This window comes from Paenibacillus sp. W2I17 (assembly GCF_030815985.1).
Classification (GTDB): domain Bacteria; phylum Bacillota; class Bacilli; order Paenibacillales; family Paenibacillaceae; genus Paenibacillus.
Window position 1 is genome coordinate 2767421 of record NZ_JAUSXM010000001.1, and the last position, 21884, is coordinate 2789304.

Genomic DNA, 21884 nt, shown 5'->3' on the forward strand with positions numbered 1-21884 from the left:
GATGCCGCCTCCTTTAGGTCCGAAAAATCAACTCACGGTAAATGTTATAACCGAATTCGTACAACTGTTGCAGCATGCTGAAGACGAGAGCACCAAGGAATACGATAATGCCCATCACAATGAGCGTTAGAACCATCGTAATGATCGTTCTAATCACCGTGTACTGGTGCACCGTCATCATGCCAATGAACAGAAGCAACACAAACCAGAAGAACGCGATGCTATTAAAAAGATAATAAAAAGCAGTCTCCTCCTGCACCATGAACCGGCTGATTACGATCATCGGGGCATAGATCAGAATAACCGGAATGAGCGAGTAACCTGTCGCCAGAACGATTTCTCTGAATTTCCCTTCCCCTTCCATCAAAGTCGTTACTGCCCAATTGGCTGTGCACCATAGAAAGAATGGCACTGCAACCGTGGCGATCTCGATGATGCTGTTAATCGTGCGAGGATCGATGTAATTGACGAGAAATCCTGCATACTGCTTCTGCAAAATCATCATGATGATGGTGAGCACGAGCGCTGCAAAAGCAACGAGCAACCGTCCCCGGTTATCCGACTTGAGGTCCCAGAATGCATCAATGGGGTGAAAAATGAGATGCAGCGGAAACTTAATGAAATCCTGCTTCACGATCAACCTGCCTCCTCCGTCTCCATTTAACCGCCACTCGGGTCAGGATCAGAATGACAATCAGCGCGATTACAGCGGTCAGGAATGTACCAAAATGTTCCTTCATCATCTCTCGCCGATGCCTCTTGAACGCCACAGAATAACTCTTGCGATCCATCCCAAGTTCGAAGTAACCCAGCGCTTCCTCGTTTTTCTTCTCCATTAATAAGGACTTGCCGATACCAATATAAGCGATGTCATAGTTGGCATTCAGCTTCAGCACTTCTCTCCAAATATTCACGGCCTCCGTGTCCTCTCCGCGATAGTGGAGTGCCACCGCTTCGTTCACACGGGAACCAAAACGGGTTGGCTCATATACGACAAGATTGTTCTTCCCCCGATCCAGAACCAAGTGGCGCTCACCGGATTGTTCAATCGCGACAGGTGTTTTGAGCGTGCCAACCTGATTTCCTTTGCCACCATATATGTAGAGCAGATGACCTTCATCGTCGTACGTGAACACCCGGTTCTGTGTCGCATCCAATACACTGTACATGCCGTCGCCCAGCACTTTCACATCAATCAGTTTGGAGGGACCCGGATTGTTACGGAACCGGATATCGCCTTTGACGTCAACATAACCAAACCGCTTCAGCACATCTTCACCAGACGGATTCAGCCGTTTGATCGGTTCATTCGAGCCGGGATCAATATTCGTTGCATACACAAATCCTTTGTGGTCGATATCCGCATTGGAGAACTCCGTCGGGACAAACAGGACCATCTGTGCGCGCTGGGCTTTGGTTGATAACATGCGCCAGATATATTCGCCGTAGTCCCGCTCTACTTTGTTCGTACCGACATATCCGATAAATTTCCCGCTCTCGTCAAACTGCATAATCCCTTCGTATACCCCCTGTGCCACAACATACACTCGGCCTACATGATCAACCGTCAGTTTCAAGGGCTGGAACTGGAATTGGGTCGACAGGATATCCGACTCGGGCTTTGTGATGGTTTGTATCAGCTTCCCCTCTCCATCCAGAACAACCACACGACCGTTGCTTGTATCAGCGACGTATATGCGTTCTTGCTCATCCACGAACAATCCGCCCGGAAGGTTGAAGGTCTCCTTGCTGCCATCCATCATGAATCCATCAATGACGCGCAGCAGCTTAAAGTCTGGGTCCAATACAACAATTCGGCTGTTGCCACTATCCAAAATATAGATCAACCCGGAGGGTGAAACGTTCACATCACCGGGGTCTTTGAACTCACTAATGCCGAGGTCACGGCCTGATATCGTACGCTCGGGCAGATAGGCATCTGGTGAAGGTACAGCCTCTTTCCAGTAGTTGTAGTTATAACTCTCATACGGCGCCGGGGAGGCCGCCGCAGGCACGGCATTCACCAGCAGCAGAGATACTGCCGCCAGGAGAACAAGCCATCTTTTCACTGTGCGTGCCATATCGTTCCCCCTTAATCCTTCATGCCCGAGCTCGCCATCGTCTCAATGATTCGGCTCTGAGAGAAAATAAATAGCGTGATCGGCACACTCATCAAAATCAGTGCTACCGCAGCACCCGCTCCTGCCCGGGATATTCCGCCCTGAATAATCTGACCTGCTGCATAATGCAGGGTCTTGAGCTGCTCGCTGTAGATGTATCCATTCCCATCACTGCCCCATAACATCTGGAACAGCAGAATGATCAATGTCAGCCAGGCTGGCTTCACATTGGGCATAACAATGGACCAGAAGATCCGGTATTCACTGGCACCATCAATCTTGGCTGCTTCCAGCAGCGCATCCGGGATCTGCTCCATGAACTGCTTCATCAGGTACAACCCGAGTGAATAGGCAAATGCCGGAATGATAACAGCCCAGTACGTGTCAATCCATCCGAGCCAAGACATGATCATATAGTTCGGAATGGCTGTCACCGCTGGTGTGAACATTAGTGAGAGTACAACCACCTGGAACATGAATACTTTACCTGGAAACTTGTGTTTGGCAAGCGGGTAGGCCGCTGCGGAAGCCAGAAGCACATGGCCTACGATTCCGATACCTGTAATAAACACCGTGTTGAATATATAACGTGAGAACGGCACCCACGAGTCACTCAGCAGATTCAGCAGATCCGTAAAGTTGCTGAACGTCGGATTTTTGACAAACAGCGTTGGTGGAAAGGTGAAAATCTCATCCAATGGTTTGAATGCATTGTTGATTGCATAGATCAGCGGCAGCACCATGAAGGCACCAAATACGAGCAGAAGGGCAAACAGGGAGAGACTTCCCGATAGCGAACGATTCACCCGCTTTTTGCCTGTCGCAATTGCAGCCATAGCTATTCTCCCACCCTTCGAAGCAGTTTCTGTACCAGCAAGTTGGTGCCCACCATAATCATGAACAGCACGGTGGCAATCGCCGATGCGTATCCCATCTCAAAGCGCGTAGTACCAAAGTCGATCAAATGGGTGACCACCGTCTCTGCCGCATAGTTCACGCTTGGGAACCCGGCCAGTGCGATCGACACATCGGCCACGGCAAACGAGGTAGTCAGCTGAATGACTGCGCCGAACATCAACTGCGGACGCATCGAAGGCAAGGTAATGTACCATAGTTCCTGCCAGCGATTTTTGATCCCATCCACCGCTCCCGCTTCGTACAATGTCCGGTCCACCGTCTGCAAACCAGCGATAAACGCCAGAAATCCGGTTCCGAGACTCAGCCATAGCTGCACGAGAATGAGGATGGGCATAATGTAAGCTTCCGTCTTCAGCCATTGGATTGGCTCCAGCAGAAACCCCCATTTGATCAACAGCCCATTGGCAATACCATAACGATCTCCGGAGAAGATCATCAGCCAGATAAAATACACATTGCCCGAAATGGAGGGCGCGTAGAAGATCAGCGTCATGAACGCTCTCCATTTCGGTGTTAACTCATTAATGATCCATGCGAAGACAAAACAGGCAATATAACTGATGGGCCCGGTAATAATGGCGAACAACAACGTATTCTTGATCGCAATCAGGAATACATCATCCTCCAGAAACAGACGAGTATAGTTCTGCCAGCCAATAAAACGCGGAAATTCCAGCATGTTAAAGTAGGTGAAGCTGAGTATGATCGAGATGACAACCGGAATCACGGTAAACATGAGGAACAGGAGCATATAAGGTGCAAGCAGAACATAGGAATGTTTGCTGGCCTTCATTTCCTGGAGCTTCCAGCTCCACCACGATTTCATGCCCATCCTTGACGCTTTCTCAGGAGGACTGTTTTGTCCGTCTCGGAGTGATATTTGTGGCACGATTAACCCTCCCTCTGCTTACGGAAGACCAAATTCATTACGCTTGACTCGAATCTCGTCCTGAATATATTGGGTATAATCCATGATGGATTCCCTGGCTTCCACTTGGCCAACAACGGTTTTGTAAAATGCATTGAACAGATGGCGGCCTGTAAAATAACCACCGGGTACTTCAGGAATACCCTTCACCGTCTCAAACTGTGCCTTGAGATTGGCGTAATCCTCCGCAGGCCACGGCAGGGAATCCAGCGCCTTGATGTTGGCCGTTGGATAACGGGCAGCGGCACCCATCAGTCCTTCCATCTCCCGTCCGAATTCAGCCTGAATCGGCGTACTGGTCCACCACTTCATGAACTCCCACGCCGCGTCCTGATCCTTGGCACTCTCCAGCATCATGACAGCGCTGCCTCCACCTGGGACGTCACGATTCAAGGTACCATCTGCCTGAACGGTTCCTGGGACAGGAACGAATCCCCACAGTCCCCGAATCTCCGGAGCAAATACAGACAACTGGTTGTACATGGTGTAATCCGTTAGTCCAATAGGCATCTGTCCTGTCCGGAAACGATTGGCAAAATCATATTCCCGCTCCAGCTTGTAATCGGTGTAGAATTCCGTCCACTGCTTAAAGGTCTCGATTCCGATCCGGGAATCCAGATCCGATTCTTTGTCATCGTTACGATAGAAGGCGCCGCCGTTCTGGAGCAGCATCGTTGCATACTGCGAGTTCGGCGGAATATTGACACCCTGCATATTCGCCTGGGTCACAACCGGCATGCCGAATTCCATGTGATTCTTGCTCAGAATCGCGAGTAGAGCCTCGACATCCTCCCAGTTCTGAGGCACTTCAAGTCCGAGTTCTTCGAGCACGTCTTTACGATAAAACAGCATGTTAAAGGTCTGTGTTTCCGGTAGGGCATATACGCCCGAATCATAGGCATACGGTACAATTGCACTTTCCCTGAACTCCTGTTCTACGGTGCTATAGTCGCTGAATTGCGTCAGATCTACAGCCGAGTTCCGCATCGCAAAGTTCACGGGCAGGTCATTACCGATCTGCATGGCAACATCGGGTCCTTCACCGGACAACGTCGCTGGCAGCAAGGTTCCCATGTTGACCAGCTTCAGATTCACGTTAATGCCACTGTCTGGTGTGAAGGTCTTGTCGATCATCGCCTTCATCGTATTCGCCTGGTCTCGTCCGCTACCAATCCAGACCGTTACCGTGCGCTGATCTTCTGAAGTGGCTACATTGCCGATCTGGTTATAATCAATGAAGAACGAATGATAGAATATCTTGGCTTCATGACCAAGCTTCGCGAGTGGTCCCATGCCTGTTCCGGGAATATCACGGTCGATCGAAGTGACGTACAATGCATCGATCTCAAGGGGTTGCTCTCGTGCCTGCTGCACCCATGTTCCGAGACCACCCGTGTTGGTTTTGTAAGCCGCAAGCCGTCTTGGAATGGTATCCGGCTTGTCGATCATCTCGTCTAGTTGCAACGCCATCGTCTTGATCAGCGCTTCCTGATCGCTGGACTGTCCTGACAGAAGACGAAGCTGTGCGGCCACGTCTTTGAGTCGTTTACTTTCCCCGCTGAACACTTCCAGCAGGTTCGGAATCTGTTTCTCCACCCGGTAATCCCGGAATTCATCAGGCTTCGTACCTGTAATCATCAGAATTCGTCGGTACATGGAGTTCAAGTTGTACAGACTGTCCTCCACATTGCGGATAAGAGGTGCAAAATCTCCGAGGCTGTTCTCCAGCCGCAGCACATGCTTTCCTTTTTCCAAGTGAAACTTGTATGCTTCCTTACCGCCCATGACGTCAATGCGATAGTCACTCTGATAACGGAAAGGGGCTTTGGCCATCTCTGCAAACGGAACTTCACCATCAATGGTGAGTTTGCGTGTGGAATAGATGCCTTTGACAAAATTCTGCTGTCCGGTAAAACCGATATGATAAAGTCCACTCTCCGGCACATCCACTTCCCATTCAATCCATTGTCCTGGCAAACGCCAGTTAAAGCCGCCAATCGTATTAATGCGTACCTGGGAAGCGCTGTAAGGAGATACAGCAGAACTTGACCTTTCGCTGGTCGGGTATAACGTAGGTGAAGATTTGGCAATCGCGGCTTCTCCTTCAATGCGAATCAGTACATCCTTCGGCTGCCCGGAGGAATCCAACTGTTGTGCCCCCGCAGTCTCCGCGTAAGGAACAGCTGTCTTCTCATTGAAAAGACGAATGGACCGAATCACCATGGGTTCACGCGATGATTTTAGTGTTAGCGTGTGCTCTCCTTTTTCCAAATAAAACTTGAATGGAGTCTGTTCGTACCCGTCGGAGTCCTGAAACGTTTCTTCCATCCAGCGTGGTTGCTCCACTTGTCTCGGACGAAGATCATTTCCTTGATTATCCTGCTCAACAACATCTTTCTCATTGGCCCACACCCGGTCAAACTGCAAATAGGCGGCTTCCGCAAAAGGAAGTTCACCATCAATGTACAATGCACGCTCAATGGCCGAACTCTTGCCTTCAACGGGATAATAGATGGCGGATAGGTTATACAGCCCGGTCTCCGGCACGTTAATGGTCCAATCGACTTGTCCGGTCTCTCCGGTATGGAGAGATACACCATCCATTCCCTCATAATTAGTCAGTTTGCGGACGTCTTCACCTTCGGCTTTTATGTAATCTCCTGCTTCAATGGTGATGTCCACATTCGGCTGTGTAGCCTGATCCGTTCCGGATCGATACTGTTCGTATCCCTTTTTCTGCCGGGTCTGCTGCAAGACTGCATCCACTTCAATGGCAGGCAGACTGCCAGGCGGAATGTTTGCACTCTTTACATCAGCGCCGGTAGTTACATATAGAATGATGCAGGCTGCCGCCACGATGATTACTGTGGACGATATCCATGTCTTACGTTGTAGAATTCCAGCCATCCTACGAGTCCTCCTCATCAAGGCTGATGCCAGCAATGCCGATTTGGTGGTTCAGGAAAAGGGGCTACGTGCAACATTGCCGACACGAGCCCCTGCCTGAATCGTTTGCTGGTGATAAGTGTTGTTATTGTTTTCCGAGTTTATCAATTGCAGCTTGTGCCTGTGCTTTGTATTTCTCGGCTGTTGCTGTCACGGAAGCGTTGTTTTTGATGATATCGTTCACGTAATCTCCAAATGGGTAACCCGTGTAAGCATCATCCAGCAAAATGCGGCCCGTTCCAGCGATGTGCTCGCGAATGATCGCAATATCCTTCTCATCGGTATAACGACTCTCCAGATAATCTTGACCTGGATACTCTTCGATCTGCGGGATGTCGAAGGTCTCTTCATAGATTTGGTAGACGATCTTTGGATCCTCCACACCTTTTGGAATGAACTTCGCTGATGCCGCGTTGTTTGCATACGTTACCTCTTTGCTACCCTGTGGCCCGTTCGGAATCGGTACAACACCAACAGCAAAGGTGAGATCGCCCAACTGCCATTCAGCAGCGGTGAACAGAGCTACATCTCCATCTTTGAACGTATTGCTTTCCTCCCAGTTGGTTTTGTCACCGGTTTTGACCTTCACGACATTCTCCACGTTATACAGGCGTTTGACGAATTCAGCAGCTTCAATCGTTTTCGGATCGGATAATCCTTCTTTGCTATTTGTATCATCCACGATGGTTCCACCGTTGGCTGCAGTAAAATGACGAACGACATCAAGGGCCCAGCCAGAAAATCCGTATACATCTGTTTTGCCGTCATTATCCGTATCTTTGGTTGCCTGTTTGGCGAGTTCCAAGAATTTATCCCAATTCCATTCACCTTGGTTATACAGTTCCTGCGGATCAGGTAATGACAGTTTTTTGAACAAGTCACGATTATAGTGAAGTCCCAGACCGATGCTGGTTGGAGATTCGAAGGCGTATTCGTTGCCTGCAATGGCAGGGAATTTAGCAATCAGGTTTGCCTCTTGGTTAATGTTGTTCTCAGGTGTAGTGAATTCGGAGATGGGCAACAATTGCCCTTTGAGGATGGCAGGTAGTGCGGATTTATATTCCATCTGAACGATGTCAGCGAATGGTTCGCCGGCTAGTGCAGACGTTGTGAATTTGTTCATGTATTCTTCGAAAGGTACGTTGACGAACTCCAGTTTCACGTTGTATTTCTTCTCTACCTCTGCAATTTTATCGAGTCTGGCCTTATCCGAGGCCGTCTCTCCCGCCGGTTTCAGATCCCACCAGGCCGCAACCTTGATGACACGTCCACCCAGATCAGGCACATTTGCCACAGCTTCTTCCGCTACGTCTTCTTTCTCTGTTTCAGCAACTTCGGTGCTGTTGCCTGAGTTCGTTGTTCCCTCTGCATCAGTCTCCGTCTGCGTTGTCCCCCCACCACTGCAAGCGGATACAAAAAGAATCACAGCCAATAACATCAGAGGTAGAACATTCCATCTTCTCATCATGATTTTAACAACCTCCCCGAATGTGTATGCCAATCATGGTTCACCCTAAATCATTAACCCCGCTCATCAACCAATCGAAAATAAACGACCACCACCATTTGTTATTTTCTTGTTTGTTTTTGACAAACAAAATTTAACACAGCAAAATGTAAGCGTCAACATTTTTGTTGTTAACATTTTCTGTTTTATTCTGATAAAATGCTGATGAAGCTATATTTTAGCTGTATTACAGCTTATTCACCAAGCCAGTTCCTAAGTACACACTTGTTATAATCAGCACTACATTTCAATCATTTGTTATTTTATTTAAATAACAAAATAATAATTTCTGAGACAAAATTCGTCATACTATCTGAAAATGTGCTTACCTTCACGTTGGATGGCTATCGTAAAATGCTGCGAATCACTAACATTTTGAATTCTCTATCCGTTATTAGATTAAGAGAAATACATCATGTTATACTAGAACCAGTTGGATATCGCTCCAAATAAGGAATACGGCAGAACTACGAGTGTAAGGATGGTATGATGAAGACAAAGGTAACAATTCAGGAGATTGCACATTTTACGGGTTTGTCGAAATTCGCGGTGTCACGAGCTTTGTCTGGAAAATCGGGAGTTAGCGATCAAACGAGGGATGTCATTCTCAAGGCCGCTGGCAAACTTGGATATTTCAAAGATAACAGCATGTTGTCTGGTGAACTGTATAACAACCATGAAATTCAGGAAACGAAGAACACACGTTCAAGCGGAACGATCTTGATTTTGTTCCCCAATGTTCGGTACCAAAATCAAGACTCCGTATACTGGGGCCCCGTCTTTAACGGGATCTCTTCCAAGCTGAACCAAAAAGGGATTAATATTCTGACCTTGACGGAACCCTCAGCAGACCAGCTATTTACCCTGCTCAACCCGGATGCCATTCGAGGAATCATTACCGTTGGCTCGATCTCTACCCCGATTCTGCTTGAAATCAAACGGCTCAGTATTCCGGTTGTGATGGTCGATCATCTGGACCCTGTTTTTCACAGTGACAGCATATTCACCGATAACTTTGCATCCATGCGCGAGATCATGCTCTATTTGCTCCGCAAGGGCTTCAAAACATTCCAGTTCGTTGGCAATATCGGGGATGCTCATAGCTTCTATGAACGCTGGATTGCTTATACTTCTGTGCTTATGGGTCATGGGATGGAAATACATCAGATTCCCGAGCTGAGTAATCAGGCATTGGATGAGTTCCGCCAGACGTTCACTTCGGTGATCAGTGAGGATAACCTGCCTGAAGTGTTTGTATGTGCGAATGATTTCTATGGGCTATACACCATAGAAGCCCTTGAGAGTATGGGTATTCGTGTACCCGATCAGTGTGTTGTCACGGGATTTGATAATCTATACGACAATATCCCATTACTGGCTACAGTTAATGTGAGCAAGGAGTTGCTCGGTGCGCGTGCAGTGGATCAGATGTTATGGCGCATTGCGAATCCAGAGAGCAACGTCGAGAAAAAGTTGATTCTTGCTGACGTCATTATTCGTGAACAGTTCGGCAGGCATAGTGGGTAATATGACAAAATATCAAATACCCCTTTAACCGTATTTGTGCGGCTATAGGGGTATTTGGATTGTTGTATGTTGTGTAATGTTTATTGTTTATTTACAATAGGCCGTCACATCATCCCGTTCTACGTATCTGTACGCACATCATCCCACGCCTGATCCAGGTAACAGATTAGCCAGTTCAATGCACGGTGACGTTCATAGGCCACCCCGCCATTCAAACCAGCGGGAGGCGTTCTGTCATTTACCCGACTATCCACACATACCCAGTTGTAACGGTAGATCAGATCTGCTTCATCCAGAATCTCGCTCTTGCTACGCAGAGATGCATCGGAGAGAAAGTCGGTAAAACTATCCTTCTGGTGCAAATAACCGACATCCTTCCCTACGTTACATAACTCCATTGGTGCGCCCAGCTCCTTCACATAACCAAGCGCCCACAACATCACGTGGTACGCTTCATATCCCCAGGAGAAGGAAATAATCTCCTGCTGCTCTGCTCCGTGCTGGTCGATAAACCTCTTCTCTACGGGTGAGAAAAAGGAGTCAGCCTCATACTTGTCGATCACTTCCTGAACCAGTGCTGCGGTATCATCCGCACTTTCGCCGGCTCCCAGACACTCACCCTTAAGCGCGGCAAGACATAGGGCAACCGCACGGCGCGCAACTTCCTCTTTACTCCGAATCGTGGTGTGCTCATCTCCGGCCCTTGCGGGCAAGTGCGCATTATACGGAATGCCTTGTTCAGTCAACAGTTGCTCTGAACGTGCTTTACGTTGAATGCCAGACTCCGACTGAGGTCTGTTACCGTCAAGGAAACTGGTGTGCGCTGTCACCGTGTAATCCTCCACTTCGGATTCTCCATTCACATCCAGCAATAACTGGCCTTGTGCGTTCAGCAGAGATCCACCTCCCCAGAAGATGACGGCATCCAGCGCATCAGCCAAACGCAACAATTCGCCGAAGAATTCTTCCGATATGTCCTCTTCCGTCTCAATACCAACCACCATGTTCAATGTGGAACATTTGATCAATACCTTTTCCTGGAGCGAAGCATTGCGCCCCTCAATCTGACTTAAAAATCCAAGCATCCCCTGAATCATTGTCGTAAATTCCTCAGGATGTGTCTGGCTGGTCATGATATTAAAGCCTTTGGTCTTCTTACTGAGCCATTTTTTCTGAGTCACTTGAATATGGGTTTTGCCTTCCCGGCCTTTAATCGTATCCTCGGGATAGATGGATTGAATCACTTCAAACAGCTGATCCAGGTCAAACTGAGAGCTATATATCGCACAATTTCTCATGAAGTTCACCCTCTCTATATATAGTTCAACTAATGAATATTTACACTGGCACTCCGATGGCAGAATAACTTTCCGATCGCTGTTATCCCCAGATTTTTTTATTCCTTTTTTTTGGAAAGGGAAAATCCGGTGATAAAGGTGAACGCTCCGCTTCTTCAAGTTATTTCTGCCCTCTCCGTTATCGTGTAAATGTTCAGTTGAACATATATGACTAATCCTTGTATGGATCGAATTCATTACCTCCGGCCATGGCGACACCAACAGGACGCAGCACATGGTTGATTTTCAGCGTATTCGCATGTGCGTTCAGCACGTCTTGTAGTTTCTTGTACACAAACGGACTTTCGTCTGTGCCCGCTCCCCGCAGTTCGACACCATAGGTACGAATCGCCTCATGCATCTGTGCTTCGCTAATCTCGCCGCCCATGCGTGTGCGCAGCTTGTAATTCATTTTGCCAGCCGCTTGGGTTCGGCTCATCGTGCGCCCTGCCCCATGTACGGTGCTGCGGAATGATTCGGTATTCTCCTCGCTGTGGATCCCCTCCACAATTACCGAGATATCACCCATACTGCCTCCAACAAAACCGAGTTGCCCGGGTGCCAGTGGCGTTGCACCTTTGCGGACCACAACTACCTCTTCACCCATGTGTTGTTCCTTCCAGGCAAAGTTGTGATGGTTATGAACGGCGTATTCAGCACTTGCTCCCAGAATTCCGAGCACCTGTTCAATAACATAGTCGCGTCCTGCATAGGCGTATCGGCCCGCCAAAGTCATTCCATCCCAATACATATCACCCATTTCGCTGTTCAGGTCAAACAACGTAGGCGGTTGATCCATCGATTCGCCAGGAGCTTTGCCACTGAACTGACGTCCTGCAGCAAGGTTAAGGAATCCACTCGCCACTTTATGACCGAACCCGCGGCTGCCAAAATGATTCGCGATCCACACCTTTCCCGTTGCCTCTTCTACAAAAATATCCACGAAATGATTGCCACTGCCTACGGTTCCGAGTTGGTTGCGTGCAAGTGTCTTCAGCTTATGTTGTAATCCCGGTTCAATGGTATCAAACAGCTTCCAGCTCGCGTTGTCGAACAGCTCATGATCCACGGGTGTTGGATTGTTACGACCCACGCCGAAAGAAATGGTCGAATTGATGTCATCCATGATCGTTACAATCTGATCCCGAATATCTTCCCACATCAGATTTGTACGCACAGCCTTATTGCCACAGGCAATATCATATCCGACACCTGACGGACTGATCATATTCCGATAAGCAACAACACCACCGATGGGTTGCGAGTAACCTTTGTGATGGTCGGCCATCAGAGCCACACCTAATACATCTCCATATTGCGAGCAAGTCACCGCCTGACTTACGGCGTTCTCCAGCGGCTCCCCCCAGACTTTAATGTTATCTACGATCCGCATGATTGTGTTAACCTCCTATGTATTTTTTTGAGCATACATCTTTTATTTTTATACTGTTGTTCTCATTAGTTTAACAAAGATCAGCGTTGCTCGAAACGTCGTCTTCCTTCAGTTCACCATTATCTGCGCATAAAAAAAAGAGAGCTAGGCTCCCTTTTCTCACGGTTGGTTCCTATTCACTTCTTGCTAATCTTAAACTTGAACGCCCAAGTCGCTGTGTTACCAGAATATCGGCCTCTGTTCTCGGTCACCACCACGGAAAGTGTCTTGTTGGTTGATTTGGAGAACGAAGATAGTTTGACGTTGGCGCTTTTATCCCCGTAATCGGGAATTTTGTCCTGTTCTTCGGCGATGGCCTCCAGTTTCAACGTACCCGTGGATTTCAGGTTTAAAGTGACTGACGAACCCTCCTCCAGATCTTTGCCGTTCACACTTGCTCCGATGGCCCACTCATTACCGACAGAGTTATTCTCGACAAGTTCTGCGCTCACCAGCGTCACGGTTACCTTAACCGTTTTGGCGGCAGCATAGGAGGTTGGGGAACATACGGCGAATACCAGGCTCAGAACCATGAAAACATTAGCCCATTTTTTGAACACGAGAGTGCCTCCCTCTTATTCGTTTCTTTTGTTAAGACTATGCCTTATTCGCCGTGTTCCTTAAGTAATCCTTCCACTTGTGTAAGAAATTTTCTCTTGAACTGTCTGTTAAAGATGCTTCCGGTAACCCTGAACCTTCTCATCCTTGAAACCTAACTTCTCATAAAATATATGTGCTTCCTTACGCTGATCGCCAGACACCAGAATCATGTAACCACAACCCAGATCTTTTGCAATTCGTTCAATCTGGAGCATTAACCTCTGCCCAATGCCCTGCCTGCGTACCTGATCCGATACAATCACATTCTCCACAACCATGAACGGTTTGCATGGCCCCACCAGATCCATACACTCAACCCCCATAACGGACCCGACCAGCTTGCCATTGTAAAATGCCCCAAGCACATGATAATGACCATTCTGTTGTATGTAATGAAACATCTTTTTCATCTGCTGCTCATTAGTAGGCATTCCCATCAACTCATTGTATAGCTGGCTTAGTGCCGGTAAATCTTCAAGTTCGATTCCTTTAATGGTAACCATTATAACCCTCCTGATTTTTCCTATTTCGCATGCTTTGTCTTAAGTAAGGTCCTTCTTAAAATAATAATGACTGTGTCCGGTCGGTGCATTCTCGATCGTTGTGATCAATTGGTAGCCATGTTTCTTGTAAAATTCCGGTGCTTGATAGGAGAAAGTGTTCAACATGACAAAATCACAAGATTTCTCTCGCGCAATTCGCTCAACTTCAAGCAACAACTGTGAACCATATCCCCGATGCCGTTGTTCAGAATCCACCCAAAGAATATCAACCTCCAGCCAGTTCCAGCAAAGTGTACTAAGCACACCTGCAACAATCTCGCCAGTCTCATTTTTGATATTGAAATTCAGTTCTTCGTACCGATGCCTTAATTCCTCACTCACATGGGTCGCATTGTATGCTACTAATTGCTGGCGAACATACTCTGAATCTTGCTCGGTACTTGGGGTTATATTTCCTTTAGACATCTCCTAATCACTCCTTTTATCTCAACAGTTTATAATTTACGATAATGTAATTCATTCCGGATAAGAGAGTAACGCCTGTTGCAACCCATAGTAATGCCACATCCACTCTGATATCAGTCAGCAAACTAAACGGAACATTGTTCAACAAAATGGCAATGATCGCTGCCACCTGAAGCACCATTTTGATCTTACCATACCGATCCGCTGCAAGAGCAATGCCCTGTTCTGTGGCTACCATTCGTAATGCAGTAATGACAATTTCACGTCCTATAATGATTACAGCAATCCATGAACTGATCATATTCTCCTGAACCATCATGACCAGCGCTACCGCAATCAACAGTTTATCCGCCAGTGGATCAAGCAACTTTCCCAGATTCGTGATCTGATTATATTTTCTCGCCACATATCCATCTAATTTATCCGTACCTGCCGCTACTGCAAATATAATTAGTGCAATCATCACGCTTTGCTGATTGAGAAAACAGATCATAAACAATGGAATCAACGCGATTCTAGCCAACGTGATTTTATTTGCCAGATTCATTAGACATTAGATATCTCCACTCCTCTCATCCATGTTGGCTAACTGACCTTTTTTCCATTTACGAATTCGGGTCCGAAAAGATTTAAAAGGGGCTACCGAATTAATCTGGATCCACTTCACCATAGCCCATCCGGGTTTGGTACCCGTCCACTGTCTCATCCCTTGCACAAATAACTCTTCTTCACTCAGTGAGTCAATCCAGTTCTGCCACTTTTGTTCTGTCTCCCGAAACAAAGAACGCAGCTCCTCCAGCGTATAACCTGAATACTTTTCGTAAAATGATTCATTTAACGGCCCCAATTGGTTCCATTTATACCCTGGTGCAGGCATATGACATTCATGTCTCAACTGTTCATTTCGCTCCCAATCCATCACCAGGTTCATCCATCCTAACTGGTAGGCAATCATCTGGGCAGGAGTCTTGTCCACACCTTCGACCCACTTATCTTTGTCACTGTTATGGATGTCATTGAATTCACCCTCAAACAATACATAGGTGCGTCGAATCGTCTCACTTAATTCTTTCTTCGAGGCATATAGAATTCCAGGCACGCTACTCCACTCCCCTCGTTTCACCGTTATACATAAATCAGAAGCATGGACTCTATCATCATTTCGACTCAATTCCATAATCATCCTTTTTTTTATGAGGCATTATACTTAGAAAAAGAAAAAAGAGCAGTCTGTAAACAATACAGCTGCCCTTTACTCAACCTATTTTGCTATATCAGCATCTCCTGATCCCAATTCTACAAAGCTTCCTTAATCACCCGTTTATAGTACCACACAGACAACAGACCAAAGATCGAATATAACAATGTATAGACTATCATGACAATGACCGTAGGTGTCGCCAGCTCCGTACCAAAGAAAAACCAACCTGATTTCACGGCAAAGTAACTATGACTCAATCCCACCACAAGTGGAATACCAAAGTTAAACAACTGCTTGATCTGAATTCCCCTCAACAGATTGCTTTGTGTAAATCCAAGTTTACGAAGAATGGTATAATTGCCCTTCTCCTCTTCACTCTCATTCATTTGTTTAAAGTACAGGATACATCCCGATGTAATCAAGAACGTCAAACCAAGGAAACCAACAATGAACATAATCAGTCCCATATTGTTACGTTGGTTATTTCTGAACTCAATCTGGGAGAAACTCGGTGCTTCCAACTCCAGCTTCTTATATACGGCGTACGCCTCTTCAGCCTGCTTCTCGTTCAGAATACGCACACCATAGTAGTCACGCTCGGGTTTCTGCAGCTCGGGATCGAGGTCCTGCCGCAGCTGCTGGTACACCGTTTCATCTACTACCGCTACAGGCGTGCCCCCAGTGTAGTACGAAGGAAGCACTCCCTGTTTAGTGGTTCCGATCAGTTGTTGGTCTAGCGTTCGCTTCAATCCATGCAAGACGATTGGACCTGTCTCCTGAATGGAAATCAACTGCTGAATGGCATTTCCGTATCCCATGAAGACCACTTCACCTGGTTGCAGATCGATGTTATCTACCATATTGTCACTCAACACACTACTGAACAGGTACTGTTCCGTCATGGACTCATCCATCACTTCATGAGCATCAATTTCAATATAAATAGGCTGTCTATGATTCTCCTCATATGGAATCTGTTTGTGTTCCAACTCCGTTACAAAGCGATTTTTCACCTCAACCTGAGCAAATGAAAAATCCTCTGGCAAGCTTTCCTTCGCCTGAGCCTCTGCCGAATAATACGAAATGTAGCTGAGTGACAGCATGCCAATAGCAAGCGCCGACACGGTTGTAATAATCGTGAGCAACAATGCATTAGATTTCATGCGGAACATGATTGAAGATAAAGACAACACCTCATGAATGGATAGGTAGCCGTTTTTACTTTTGCGAATCAGATTAAAGATAAAACTTACCGAACCCTTATAGAACAGGTATGTCCCCAGTATAACCGAGAAGAGAATCAGGATCATCGTATACATCAACTGCTGCATATCCATTGCCTCACCACTGAACAGCCGTGCAGACATGAAGTATCCATACACAATCAGAGCAATACCCAAGACGCCAACAATCATCTGTCCAAACGACATCTTCTGCACCTGCTGCTCCGAAGTGGCCGATACCCGAAAGAGCGAGAGAATGCTCTGTCTCTTGATAAAAGTGTAATTCATCAGCATGATGAGCAAATACATTATCGTAAAGACAATCACCGTTTGCATCAGTGCCATCGGAGAGAAGTACAGTTTCGTAATCGCATCCACACCGAGAATTTTGAACAATATCATCAATACCAGCTTGGACGCAAGAAACCCAATTAACACACCGATGGCCATGGAGCCAAAATAAAGGATACTGTTCTCCGCACTCAAAATGCCAAAAATTCTGCCTTTCGTCAATCCGATCAATTGAAATAATCCAATTTCTTTGCTACGCCGCTTGATAAAGATCGTATTGGCATAGAGCAAAAAGATGCCGACAATGACGATTAACAGTACCGAAGATGCGCCTATAGCCGCCGCACCTTTCGTTGAAGCAGCCACCTCATCCATGGAAGGATCATACTGTAACGTCACAAAGGAAAAATACAAGGCCACACTGAACACAAGCGCAAATACATAGAGATAATAATTCTTTAGATTTTTCCTGAGATTGCGGAAGATAATATAATTCAAGCTCATTGCTGTACACCACCCAATACGCCTTGGGTTTTGATAATATCGTTGAAGAACGATTGCCGTGACTCGTCTCCTTTATTCAACTGGGTGTAGATCTGACCGTCTCGAATAAAGATCACTCTGCTGCAATAACTTGCGGCAACCGGATCATGGGTAACCATAATAATAGTCGCTTTTCGTGCACTGTTCATATCACTTAACTTGCCGAGCAGATCCGAAGCGGACTTGGAATCCAGCGCTCCTGTCGGCTCATCCGCAAAAATGATACTCGGCTCGTGGACAAATGCTCGTGCTGCCGAAGTCCGCTGCTTCTGACCCCCTGAAATCTCAGATGGATACTTGTCTTTCAACTCGTAGATTCCCAGTTCACGGGCAATCTGTTCAAACTTCCGGTGTGCCTCCTGTTTTGGAATGTTCGTGATCGAGAGCGGCAATAATACATTTTCCTTCACCGTCAGCGTATCCAGAAGATTATATTCCTGAAAAATAAAGCCCAGATGATGTTTGCGGAACTCAGCCAGCTGTTTCTCCTTCATTCCGGTGAATTCCTTGCCCTCAATATCAATCGTGCCCTGACTCACCCGATCAATGGAGGAAAGTACATTAAGCAGCGTCGTTTTACCCGAACCCGAAGGCCCCATAATACCTACAAATTCTCCCTTACTTACCCCAAGATCAATGCCCTTCAGCACTTCCTGTTTATTCAGTTTATTACCATAGACTTTATGAATTTTTTTGGCTTCCAGTATCCACATATCTCACTCACTCCTCTTAGATCTTCTGCAAAATGCTCATGTCTATATCATAGGCGGAATGTGCAGTGTTATCGTGTGATTCACCGAACAAAACCAAAAAGCATGTGACATTGTTGTCACACGCCTGCAAGATGCACCATGTCGTTTTTTCGCGGAAAAGTAAGTGTGACGGTTGTGCCCTCGCCAAGAGAAGATTCTACATGAATGTTCATATGAAGCGTCTGGACCACCTGACGAACCAGATACAGCCCCATCCCGGTAGCCGCTCCATCCATTCTGCCTCGGGTAGACGTAAATCCTTTATCAAATATACGCGGCAGATCTTGAGTATCAATCCCTCGCCCGTGATCCTGAATCATGAGTATGATGTGTCCATCCTGTTCCCGACTTTCAATGAGAATGTCCGATGAATCGCTATATTTCACCGCATTGCTCAACAACTGCCGGAGGATGAAGCCTAACCATTTGCTGTCAGTGAGCACGCGCGATACCATTAAAGACACATCAAAGCCAATGCCTTTGGAAATGCACCACGATTTCAGTGCTCGTATCTCACTATTCAATACCGGTTCAAGTTCCGTCTCTTCGATGAACAAATCATTATGCATGAACGGAATACGCTTCTGATGAAGCTGCTGATCCAGCAACTGATGAATTCGTAACCATTCATATGTCATTTGGCTCTGTAACTTGTCGTTTGGCAAGCGCTCGATCATCAGTTGCAACGCAGTCAGTGGGGTCTTCACCTCATGAATCCAGGATAACATCTCGTCCTTCTCCTGTTCCAGAGCGATAAAATGATGTGACGACTCCTTACGATACCGCTGTGTCTGGGAACTGACCGCCTCATGTACAATCTGCTCATATGGACTTTCGGCGATATCAAGTTCTCTCAGATCATAGGTATGATCCCAGATGCTCAACTTTTTATAGAAACGGGTCTCTTTCAGGTATCTCGCCCAGATAAAAACAAGGCATACCACTACATTCAGTCCTACGATATACACCACAGATTGGAATGGAATGGACGAGTCCAGGTAGGCCACCAATAAAATAATAAGTTGCATGCTTACCAGTAGCCATAACCAACTAGCCCTTTCTCGTATGTACTTTCCGATCATGCTTCTGCCTCTTCCGTTGCCATGTATCCCTGACCTACTTTGGTTTCAATGTACTGCTCCAAGCCGATGGGTTCAAGTTTCTTCCGTAACCGATTAACGTTAACCGTCAGCGTGTTGTCACTCACAAAATGCTCGTGATCCCACAAGCTCCGGATGAGGTCCTCACGGGTAACAATCTGATTTTTGTGCTCGACCAGCACTTTAAGGATGAACATCTCATTTTTGGTTAACAGAACAGATTCATCCCCGCAGGTCAGTGTATTTTTCACATACTCAATAGCAGCACCACGCCAGGTTCGGAGTTCAATATGCTCTGTATTATAGTTGTACACCCTCCGCAAAGTCGCTTGGATCTTGGCAATTAATACATCGAAGTGAAAAGGCTTCTGGATAAAATCGTCTGCCCCCAAATGCATGGACATAACCATATCCGCAGGATGATCCCGTGAGGACAAAAAGATAATCGGCACATTGGAGTGCGAACGAATGATCCGGCACCAGTGGAACCCGTCATATTGGGGTAACTGAATATCAATAATGACCAGTTGCGGCTGAATTACGCTGTACTCCTGCAATACCTTGCCAAAATCCTGCACACCATACACATCATACGACCATTGGGACAAACGTTCCTTGATTTCACTGAATAACGATTCGTCGTCTTCAATGAGCATAATTTTAAACAAGAGATTCACCACGTTTCTGATCTTCTAAGGTTGAATAAGGTAATCAGACTCCGTTGTTGCAGAATCACCTTTACCGTTACGAATCGTACTTCCGATCGCTGATTCCAGTGTACAGGGAAGTTGGGCTTATATCAAAAGGTATCCATACTTCGTAAAGAAAACGATCCGAAATACATATATCATATTAGCTCTCAACAGTGTGTATAACATGGCTTGCATCACTGTTTTCGTCCATCCGCTCGATCAACTGCATCGCTACGTCTCGTGGCGATCTTAATTGTCCTGCTTCATATACTTGATTGAACATACCTGCAAGAGCGAACTCCTCTGCACTTTTGCCTCGTGCAACAGCCTGCAATTCCGTATCTACCATCCCCGGATCAAAAGCAATAATCTCAACAGGGTTCTGTTGGCCCGTTTGCTCCAAAGATACGCATTGGGTGAACATGTTCATACCTGCCTTGGATGTACAGTACACTGCCATTGAAGGCGCGGGATAACTTCCCGAACCCGATGAGAGATTGACAATTTTACGTCTGGCGGACAGATGATTTGTTTGTTGAATAAAAGAGGAACTTAATATCATTGGTGCTGCGAGGCTGATGTTAAGACTCTGACTTATCTCTGCCGCACTGCATTGATCGATAGGTTTTAGAGGCTCCAGCATCGCTGCATTATTAATGAGTCCAATGAATTCAGCTTCCTGAGAAGGTATTTGGTCCAATATGCGTGTAATCAAATCATCGATCCCATTCAGGTCGGCAAGATCATACTGAACATGGCGGTAACGCCCGCTCCATTCCTCGCTTGATTCCGACAGATCCGAACCCCCGCGTGAAATACCGTAAACGTAATCCCCCTTAGCCAATAATAACTCTGCAAGTTGTAAACCGATCCCTTTGGATGTGCCTGTAATGATAAAGTGTCTTTTTCCTGTTTCTGTTCCCATTCCGATACCACTCCTCCTCTATTTTCAATGCATGTTTATTTCACTATTCTTACTAGTTTTTCTTTCTCCACAACGTGGCCCAGAGAAAAGGTACACCAAAATACGGTTCATGTTGCTCCAGCGACTTCATTGCACGGAACTCCACACATTCAAAGCCATCTTCCAGCATGTAGCGAAGCTTCTCCTCCGTGAACGCAAGACCACCGCGCATCGACTTCTCTTGATACACCTGCCAATCATTCATAACGATCTCAGGCCCACCAATATCGCCAAAACCAGGAGCAAAACAAGTCATTCCAAAGTATCCTCCAGGCCGGAGTGCATTGTGGATCATCTCTATGTAGGGAATGCGCTGATGTGGCAACAGATGGTGCAGACAACCCGAGTCGTAGACAAGATCATATTCTTGCTCTGGGGACAATTCGAACACAGATCGACATTCAAAATGCACATCCAGTTGCTCCTCTGCCGCCCTCTCTTTAGCCCAAGCAATAGCTGTCTCCGAAAGATCATAAGCATCTACCTGATATCCTTGGCGGGTTAAATACAACGCATTTCTGCCCGGGCCACACCCCAGTTCCAGTGCCTTGCCGCCGCTCAGCACACCTTCGTTCACATGCGCTACCAGATTCTCATCCTGTTTGTTTGGGAAAAAGGGGATTGGTCTGTTCCGATCCTCATAGAAAGGTTCCCAAAACTGCTTGGCAGATCTGAAATCCGCATCGAGCATATCATATAGATCCTGTACACTTTTAATCGTCTTTTCCACAACCACATTCCTCCTTAACTGCTCCATTCAAACCTTCATTTTCGACTATTCATTCCTCGTCATTTTCATTAAATCAGCCACACTCTATTATAACATTTTTACCCA

The 21884-nt window shown here is 46.6% G+C and carries 20 protein-coding genes; 1 reads left to right on the plus strand and 19 read right to left on the minus strand.

The annotated features are described in order from the left end of the window. Positions 1-13 precede the first annotated feature (13 nt). The 6 genes from QF041_RS12110 to QF041_RS12135 form a co-directional block, all read right to left on the minus strand. On the minus strand, positions 14-634 hold the full coding sequence (locus QF041_RS12110) for a YIP1 family protein (protein ID WP_307414358.1): 621 nt from the start codon (positions 632-634) through the stop codon (positions 14-16). Next, the gene (locus QF041_RS12115; protein ID WP_307414359.1) at positions 615-2081 is read right to left on the minus strand and encodes an NHL repeat-containing protein; all 1467 of its coding nucleotides are present in this window, start codon (positions 2079-2081) and stop codon (positions 615-617) included. Before QF041_RS12115 ends, QF041_RS12110 begins: the two co-directional genes overlap by 20 nt. Before the next feature lie 11 nt (positions 2082-2092). Continuing rightward, positions 2093-2956 (minus strand): carbohydrate ABC transporter permease, encoded by an 864-nt coding sequence (locus QF041_RS12120; protein ID WP_017689719.1) that lies wholly within the window; start codon positions 2954-2956, stop codon positions 2093-2095. A gap of 2 nt (positions 2957-2958) precedes the next feature. Next, complete coding sequence (locus QF041_RS12125) at positions 2959-3870, minus strand: carbohydrate ABC transporter permease (protein WP_047842211.1); 912 nt, start codon at positions 3868-3870, stop codon at positions 2959-2961. 75 nt (positions 3871-3945) lie between these two features. Then, positions 3946-6873 carry an extracellular solute-binding protein gene (locus tag QF041_RS12130; protein ID WP_307414360.1) on the minus strand — a complete coding sequence of 976 codons (2928 nt, stop codon included), beginning with the start codon at positions 6871-6873 and terminating at the stop codon, positions 3946-3948. Positions 6874-6997: 124 nt separating this feature from the next. After that, positions 6998-8380, minus strand: a complete 1383-nt coding sequence (locus QF041_RS12135; RefSeq protein ID WP_373461338.1) for an ABC transporter substrate-binding protein — start codon at positions 8378-8380, stop codon at positions 6998-7000. A gap of 525 nt (positions 8381-8905) precedes the next feature. Here QF041_RS12135 and QF041_RS12140 point away from each other — a divergent pair. Continuing rightward, on the plus strand, positions 8906-9946 hold the full coding sequence (locus tag QF041_RS12140; RefSeq protein WP_307414361.1) for a LacI family DNA-binding transcriptional regulator: 1041 nt from the start codon (positions 8906-8908) through the stop codon (positions 9944-9946). Between the two features lie 119 nt (positions 9947-10065). Here the strand turns inward: QF041_RS12140 and QF041_RS12145 are convergent, their stop codons facing one another. The 13 genes from QF041_RS12145 to QF041_RS12205 all read right to left on the minus strand — a co-directional run bounded on the left by QF041_RS12145 (position 10066) and on the right by QF041_RS12205 (position 21806). Then, positions 10066-11244, minus strand: a complete 1179-nt coding sequence (locus tag QF041_RS12145) for a DUF4272 domain-containing protein (RefSeq protein ID WP_307414362.1) — start codon at positions 11242-11244, stop codon at positions 10066-10068. A 211-nt stretch (positions 11245-11455) separates the two neighbouring features. Further along, on the minus strand, positions 11456-12676 hold the full coding sequence (locus tag QF041_RS12150) for an RtcB family protein (protein WP_307414363.1): 1221 nt from the start codon (positions 12674-12676) through the stop codon (positions 11456-11458). A 176-nt stretch (positions 12677-12852) separates the two neighbouring features. Further along, the gene (locus QF041_RS12155) at positions 12853-13275 is read right to left on the minus strand and encodes a hypothetical protein (RefSeq protein WP_076252533.1); all 423 of its coding nucleotides are present in this window, start codon (positions 13273-13275) and stop codon (positions 12853-12855) included. A 108-nt stretch (positions 13276-13383) separates the two neighbouring features. Next, positions 13384-13818: a GNAT family N-acetyltransferase gene (locus QF041_RS12160; protein ID WP_307414364.1), complete on the minus strand. Its 435-nt coding sequence runs from the start codon at positions 13816-13818 to the stop codon at positions 13384-13386. A 39-nt stretch (positions 13819-13857) separates the two neighbouring features. Beyond that, positions 13858-14283 (minus strand): GNAT family N-acetyltransferase, encoded by a 426-nt coding sequence (locus tag QF041_RS12165; protein WP_307414365.1) that lies wholly within the window; start codon positions 14281-14283, stop codon positions 13858-13860. A 16-nt stretch (positions 14284-14299) separates the two neighbouring features. Next, complete coding sequence (gene pgsA, locus QF041_RS12170; protein ID WP_036610288.1) at positions 14300-14830, minus strand: CDP-diacylglycerol--glycerol-3-phosphate 3-phosphatidyltransferase; 531 nt, start codon at positions 14828-14830, stop codon at positions 14300-14302. Between the two features lie 6 nt (positions 14831-14836). Continuing rightward, entirely contained in the window at positions 14837-15382 is a 546-nt protein-coding gene (locus tag QF041_RS12175; protein WP_307414366.1) for a ClbS/DfsB family four-helix bundle protein, read from the minus strand. Positions 15383-15579: 197 nt separating this feature from the next. Next, on the minus strand, positions 15580-17502 hold the full coding sequence (locus tag QF041_RS12180; RefSeq protein ID WP_307414367.1) for an ABC transporter permease: 1923 nt from the start codon (positions 17500-17502) through the stop codon (positions 15580-15582). Beyond that, entirely contained in the window at positions 17499-18254 is a 756-nt protein-coding gene (locus QF041_RS12185) for an ABC transporter ATP-binding protein (protein ID WP_169478920.1), read from the minus strand. The genes QF041_RS12180 and QF041_RS12185 overlap by 4 nt, the downstream gene beginning before the upstream one ends. 116 nt (positions 18255-18370) lie before the next feature. Then, positions 18371-19375, minus strand: coding sequence for a sensor histidine kinase (locus QF041_RS12190; protein WP_307414368.1), 1005 nt, complete (start codon positions 19373-19375; stop codon positions 18371-18373). After that, positions 19372-20061 carry a response regulator transcription factor gene (locus tag QF041_RS12195; RefSeq protein ID WP_307414369.1) on the minus strand — a complete coding sequence of 230 codons (690 nt, stop codon included), beginning with the start codon at positions 20059-20061 and terminating at the stop codon, positions 19372-19374. The genes QF041_RS12190 and QF041_RS12195 overlap by 4 nt, the downstream gene beginning before the upstream one ends. Before the next feature lie 184 nt (positions 20062-20245). Further along, positions 20246-21010: an SDR family NAD(P)-dependent oxidoreductase gene (locus QF041_RS12200; RefSeq protein WP_307414370.1), complete on the minus strand. Its 765-nt coding sequence runs from the start codon at positions 21008-21010 to the stop codon at positions 20246-20248. A 52-nt stretch (positions 21011-21062) separates the two neighbouring features. Continuing rightward, positions 21063-21806 carry a class I SAM-dependent methyltransferase gene (locus QF041_RS12205; RefSeq protein WP_373461339.1) on the minus strand — a complete coding sequence of 248 codons (744 nt, stop codon included), beginning with the start codon at positions 21804-21806 and terminating at the stop codon, positions 21063-21065. Between the last annotated feature and the right edge of the window lie 78 nt (positions 21807-21884).

Coding starts and splice junctions, on each gene's coding strand:
- QF041_RS12115 (WP_307414359.1), bottom strand. CDS start 2,081: ATGGCACGCACAGTGAAAAGATGGCTTGTTCTCCTGGCGGCAGTATCT.
- QF041_RS12120 (WP_017689719.1), bottom strand. CDS start 2,956: ATGGCTGCAATTGCGACAGGCAAAAAGCGGGTGAATCGTTCGCTATCG.
- QF041_RS12125 (WP_047842211.1), bottom strand. CDS start 3,870: ATGGGCATGAAATCGTGGTGGAGCTGGAAGCTCCAGGAAATGAAGGCC.
- QF041_RS12130 (WP_307414360.1), bottom strand. CDS start 6,873: ATGGCTGGAATTCTACAACGTAAGACATGGATATCGTCCACAGTAATC.
- QF041_RS12135 (WP_373461338.1), bottom strand. CDS start 8,380: ATGATGAGAAGATGGAATGTTCTACCTCTGATGTTATTGGCTGTGATT.
- QF041_RS12140 (WP_307414361.1), top strand. CDS start 8,906: ATGATGAAGACAAAGGTAACAATTCAGGAGATTGCACATTTTACGGGT.
- QF041_RS12145 (WP_307414362.1), bottom strand. CDS start 11,244: ATGAGAAATTGTGCGATATATAGCTCTCAGTTTGACCTGGATCAGCTG.
- QF041_RS12150 (WP_307414363.1), bottom strand. CDS start 12,676: ATGCGGATCGTAGATAACATTAAAGTCTGGGGGGAGCCGCTGGAGAAC.
- QF041_RS12160 (WP_307414364.1), bottom strand. CDS start 13,818: ATGGTTACCATTAAAGGAATCGAACTTGAAGATTTACCGGCACTAAGC.
- QF041_RS12165 (WP_307414365.1), bottom strand. CDS start 14,283: ATGTCTAAAGGAAATATAACCCCAAGTACCGAGCAAGATTCAGAGTAT.
- pgsA (WP_036610288.1), bottom strand. CDS start 14,830: ATGAATCTGGCAAATAAAATCACGTTGGCTAGAATCGCGTTGATTCCA.
- QF041_RS12180 (WP_307414367.1), bottom strand. CDS start 17,502: ATGAGCTTGAATTATATTATCTTCCGCAATCTCAGGAAAAATCTAAAG.
- QF041_RS12185 (WP_169478920.1), bottom strand. CDS start 18,254: ATGTGGATACTGGAAGCCAAAAAAATTCATAAAGTCTATGGTAATAAA.
- QF041_RS12190 (WP_307414368.1), bottom strand. CDS start 19,375: ATGATCGGAAAGTACATACGAGAAAGGGCTAGTTGGTTATGGCTACTG.
- QF041_RS12200 (WP_307414370.1), bottom strand. CDS start 21,010: ATGGGAACAGAAACAGGAAAAAGACACTTTATCATTACAGGCACATCC.
- QF041_RS12205 (WP_373461339.1), bottom strand. CDS start 21,806: ATGGAGCAGTTAAGGAGGAATGTGGTTGTGGAAAAGACGATTAAAAGT.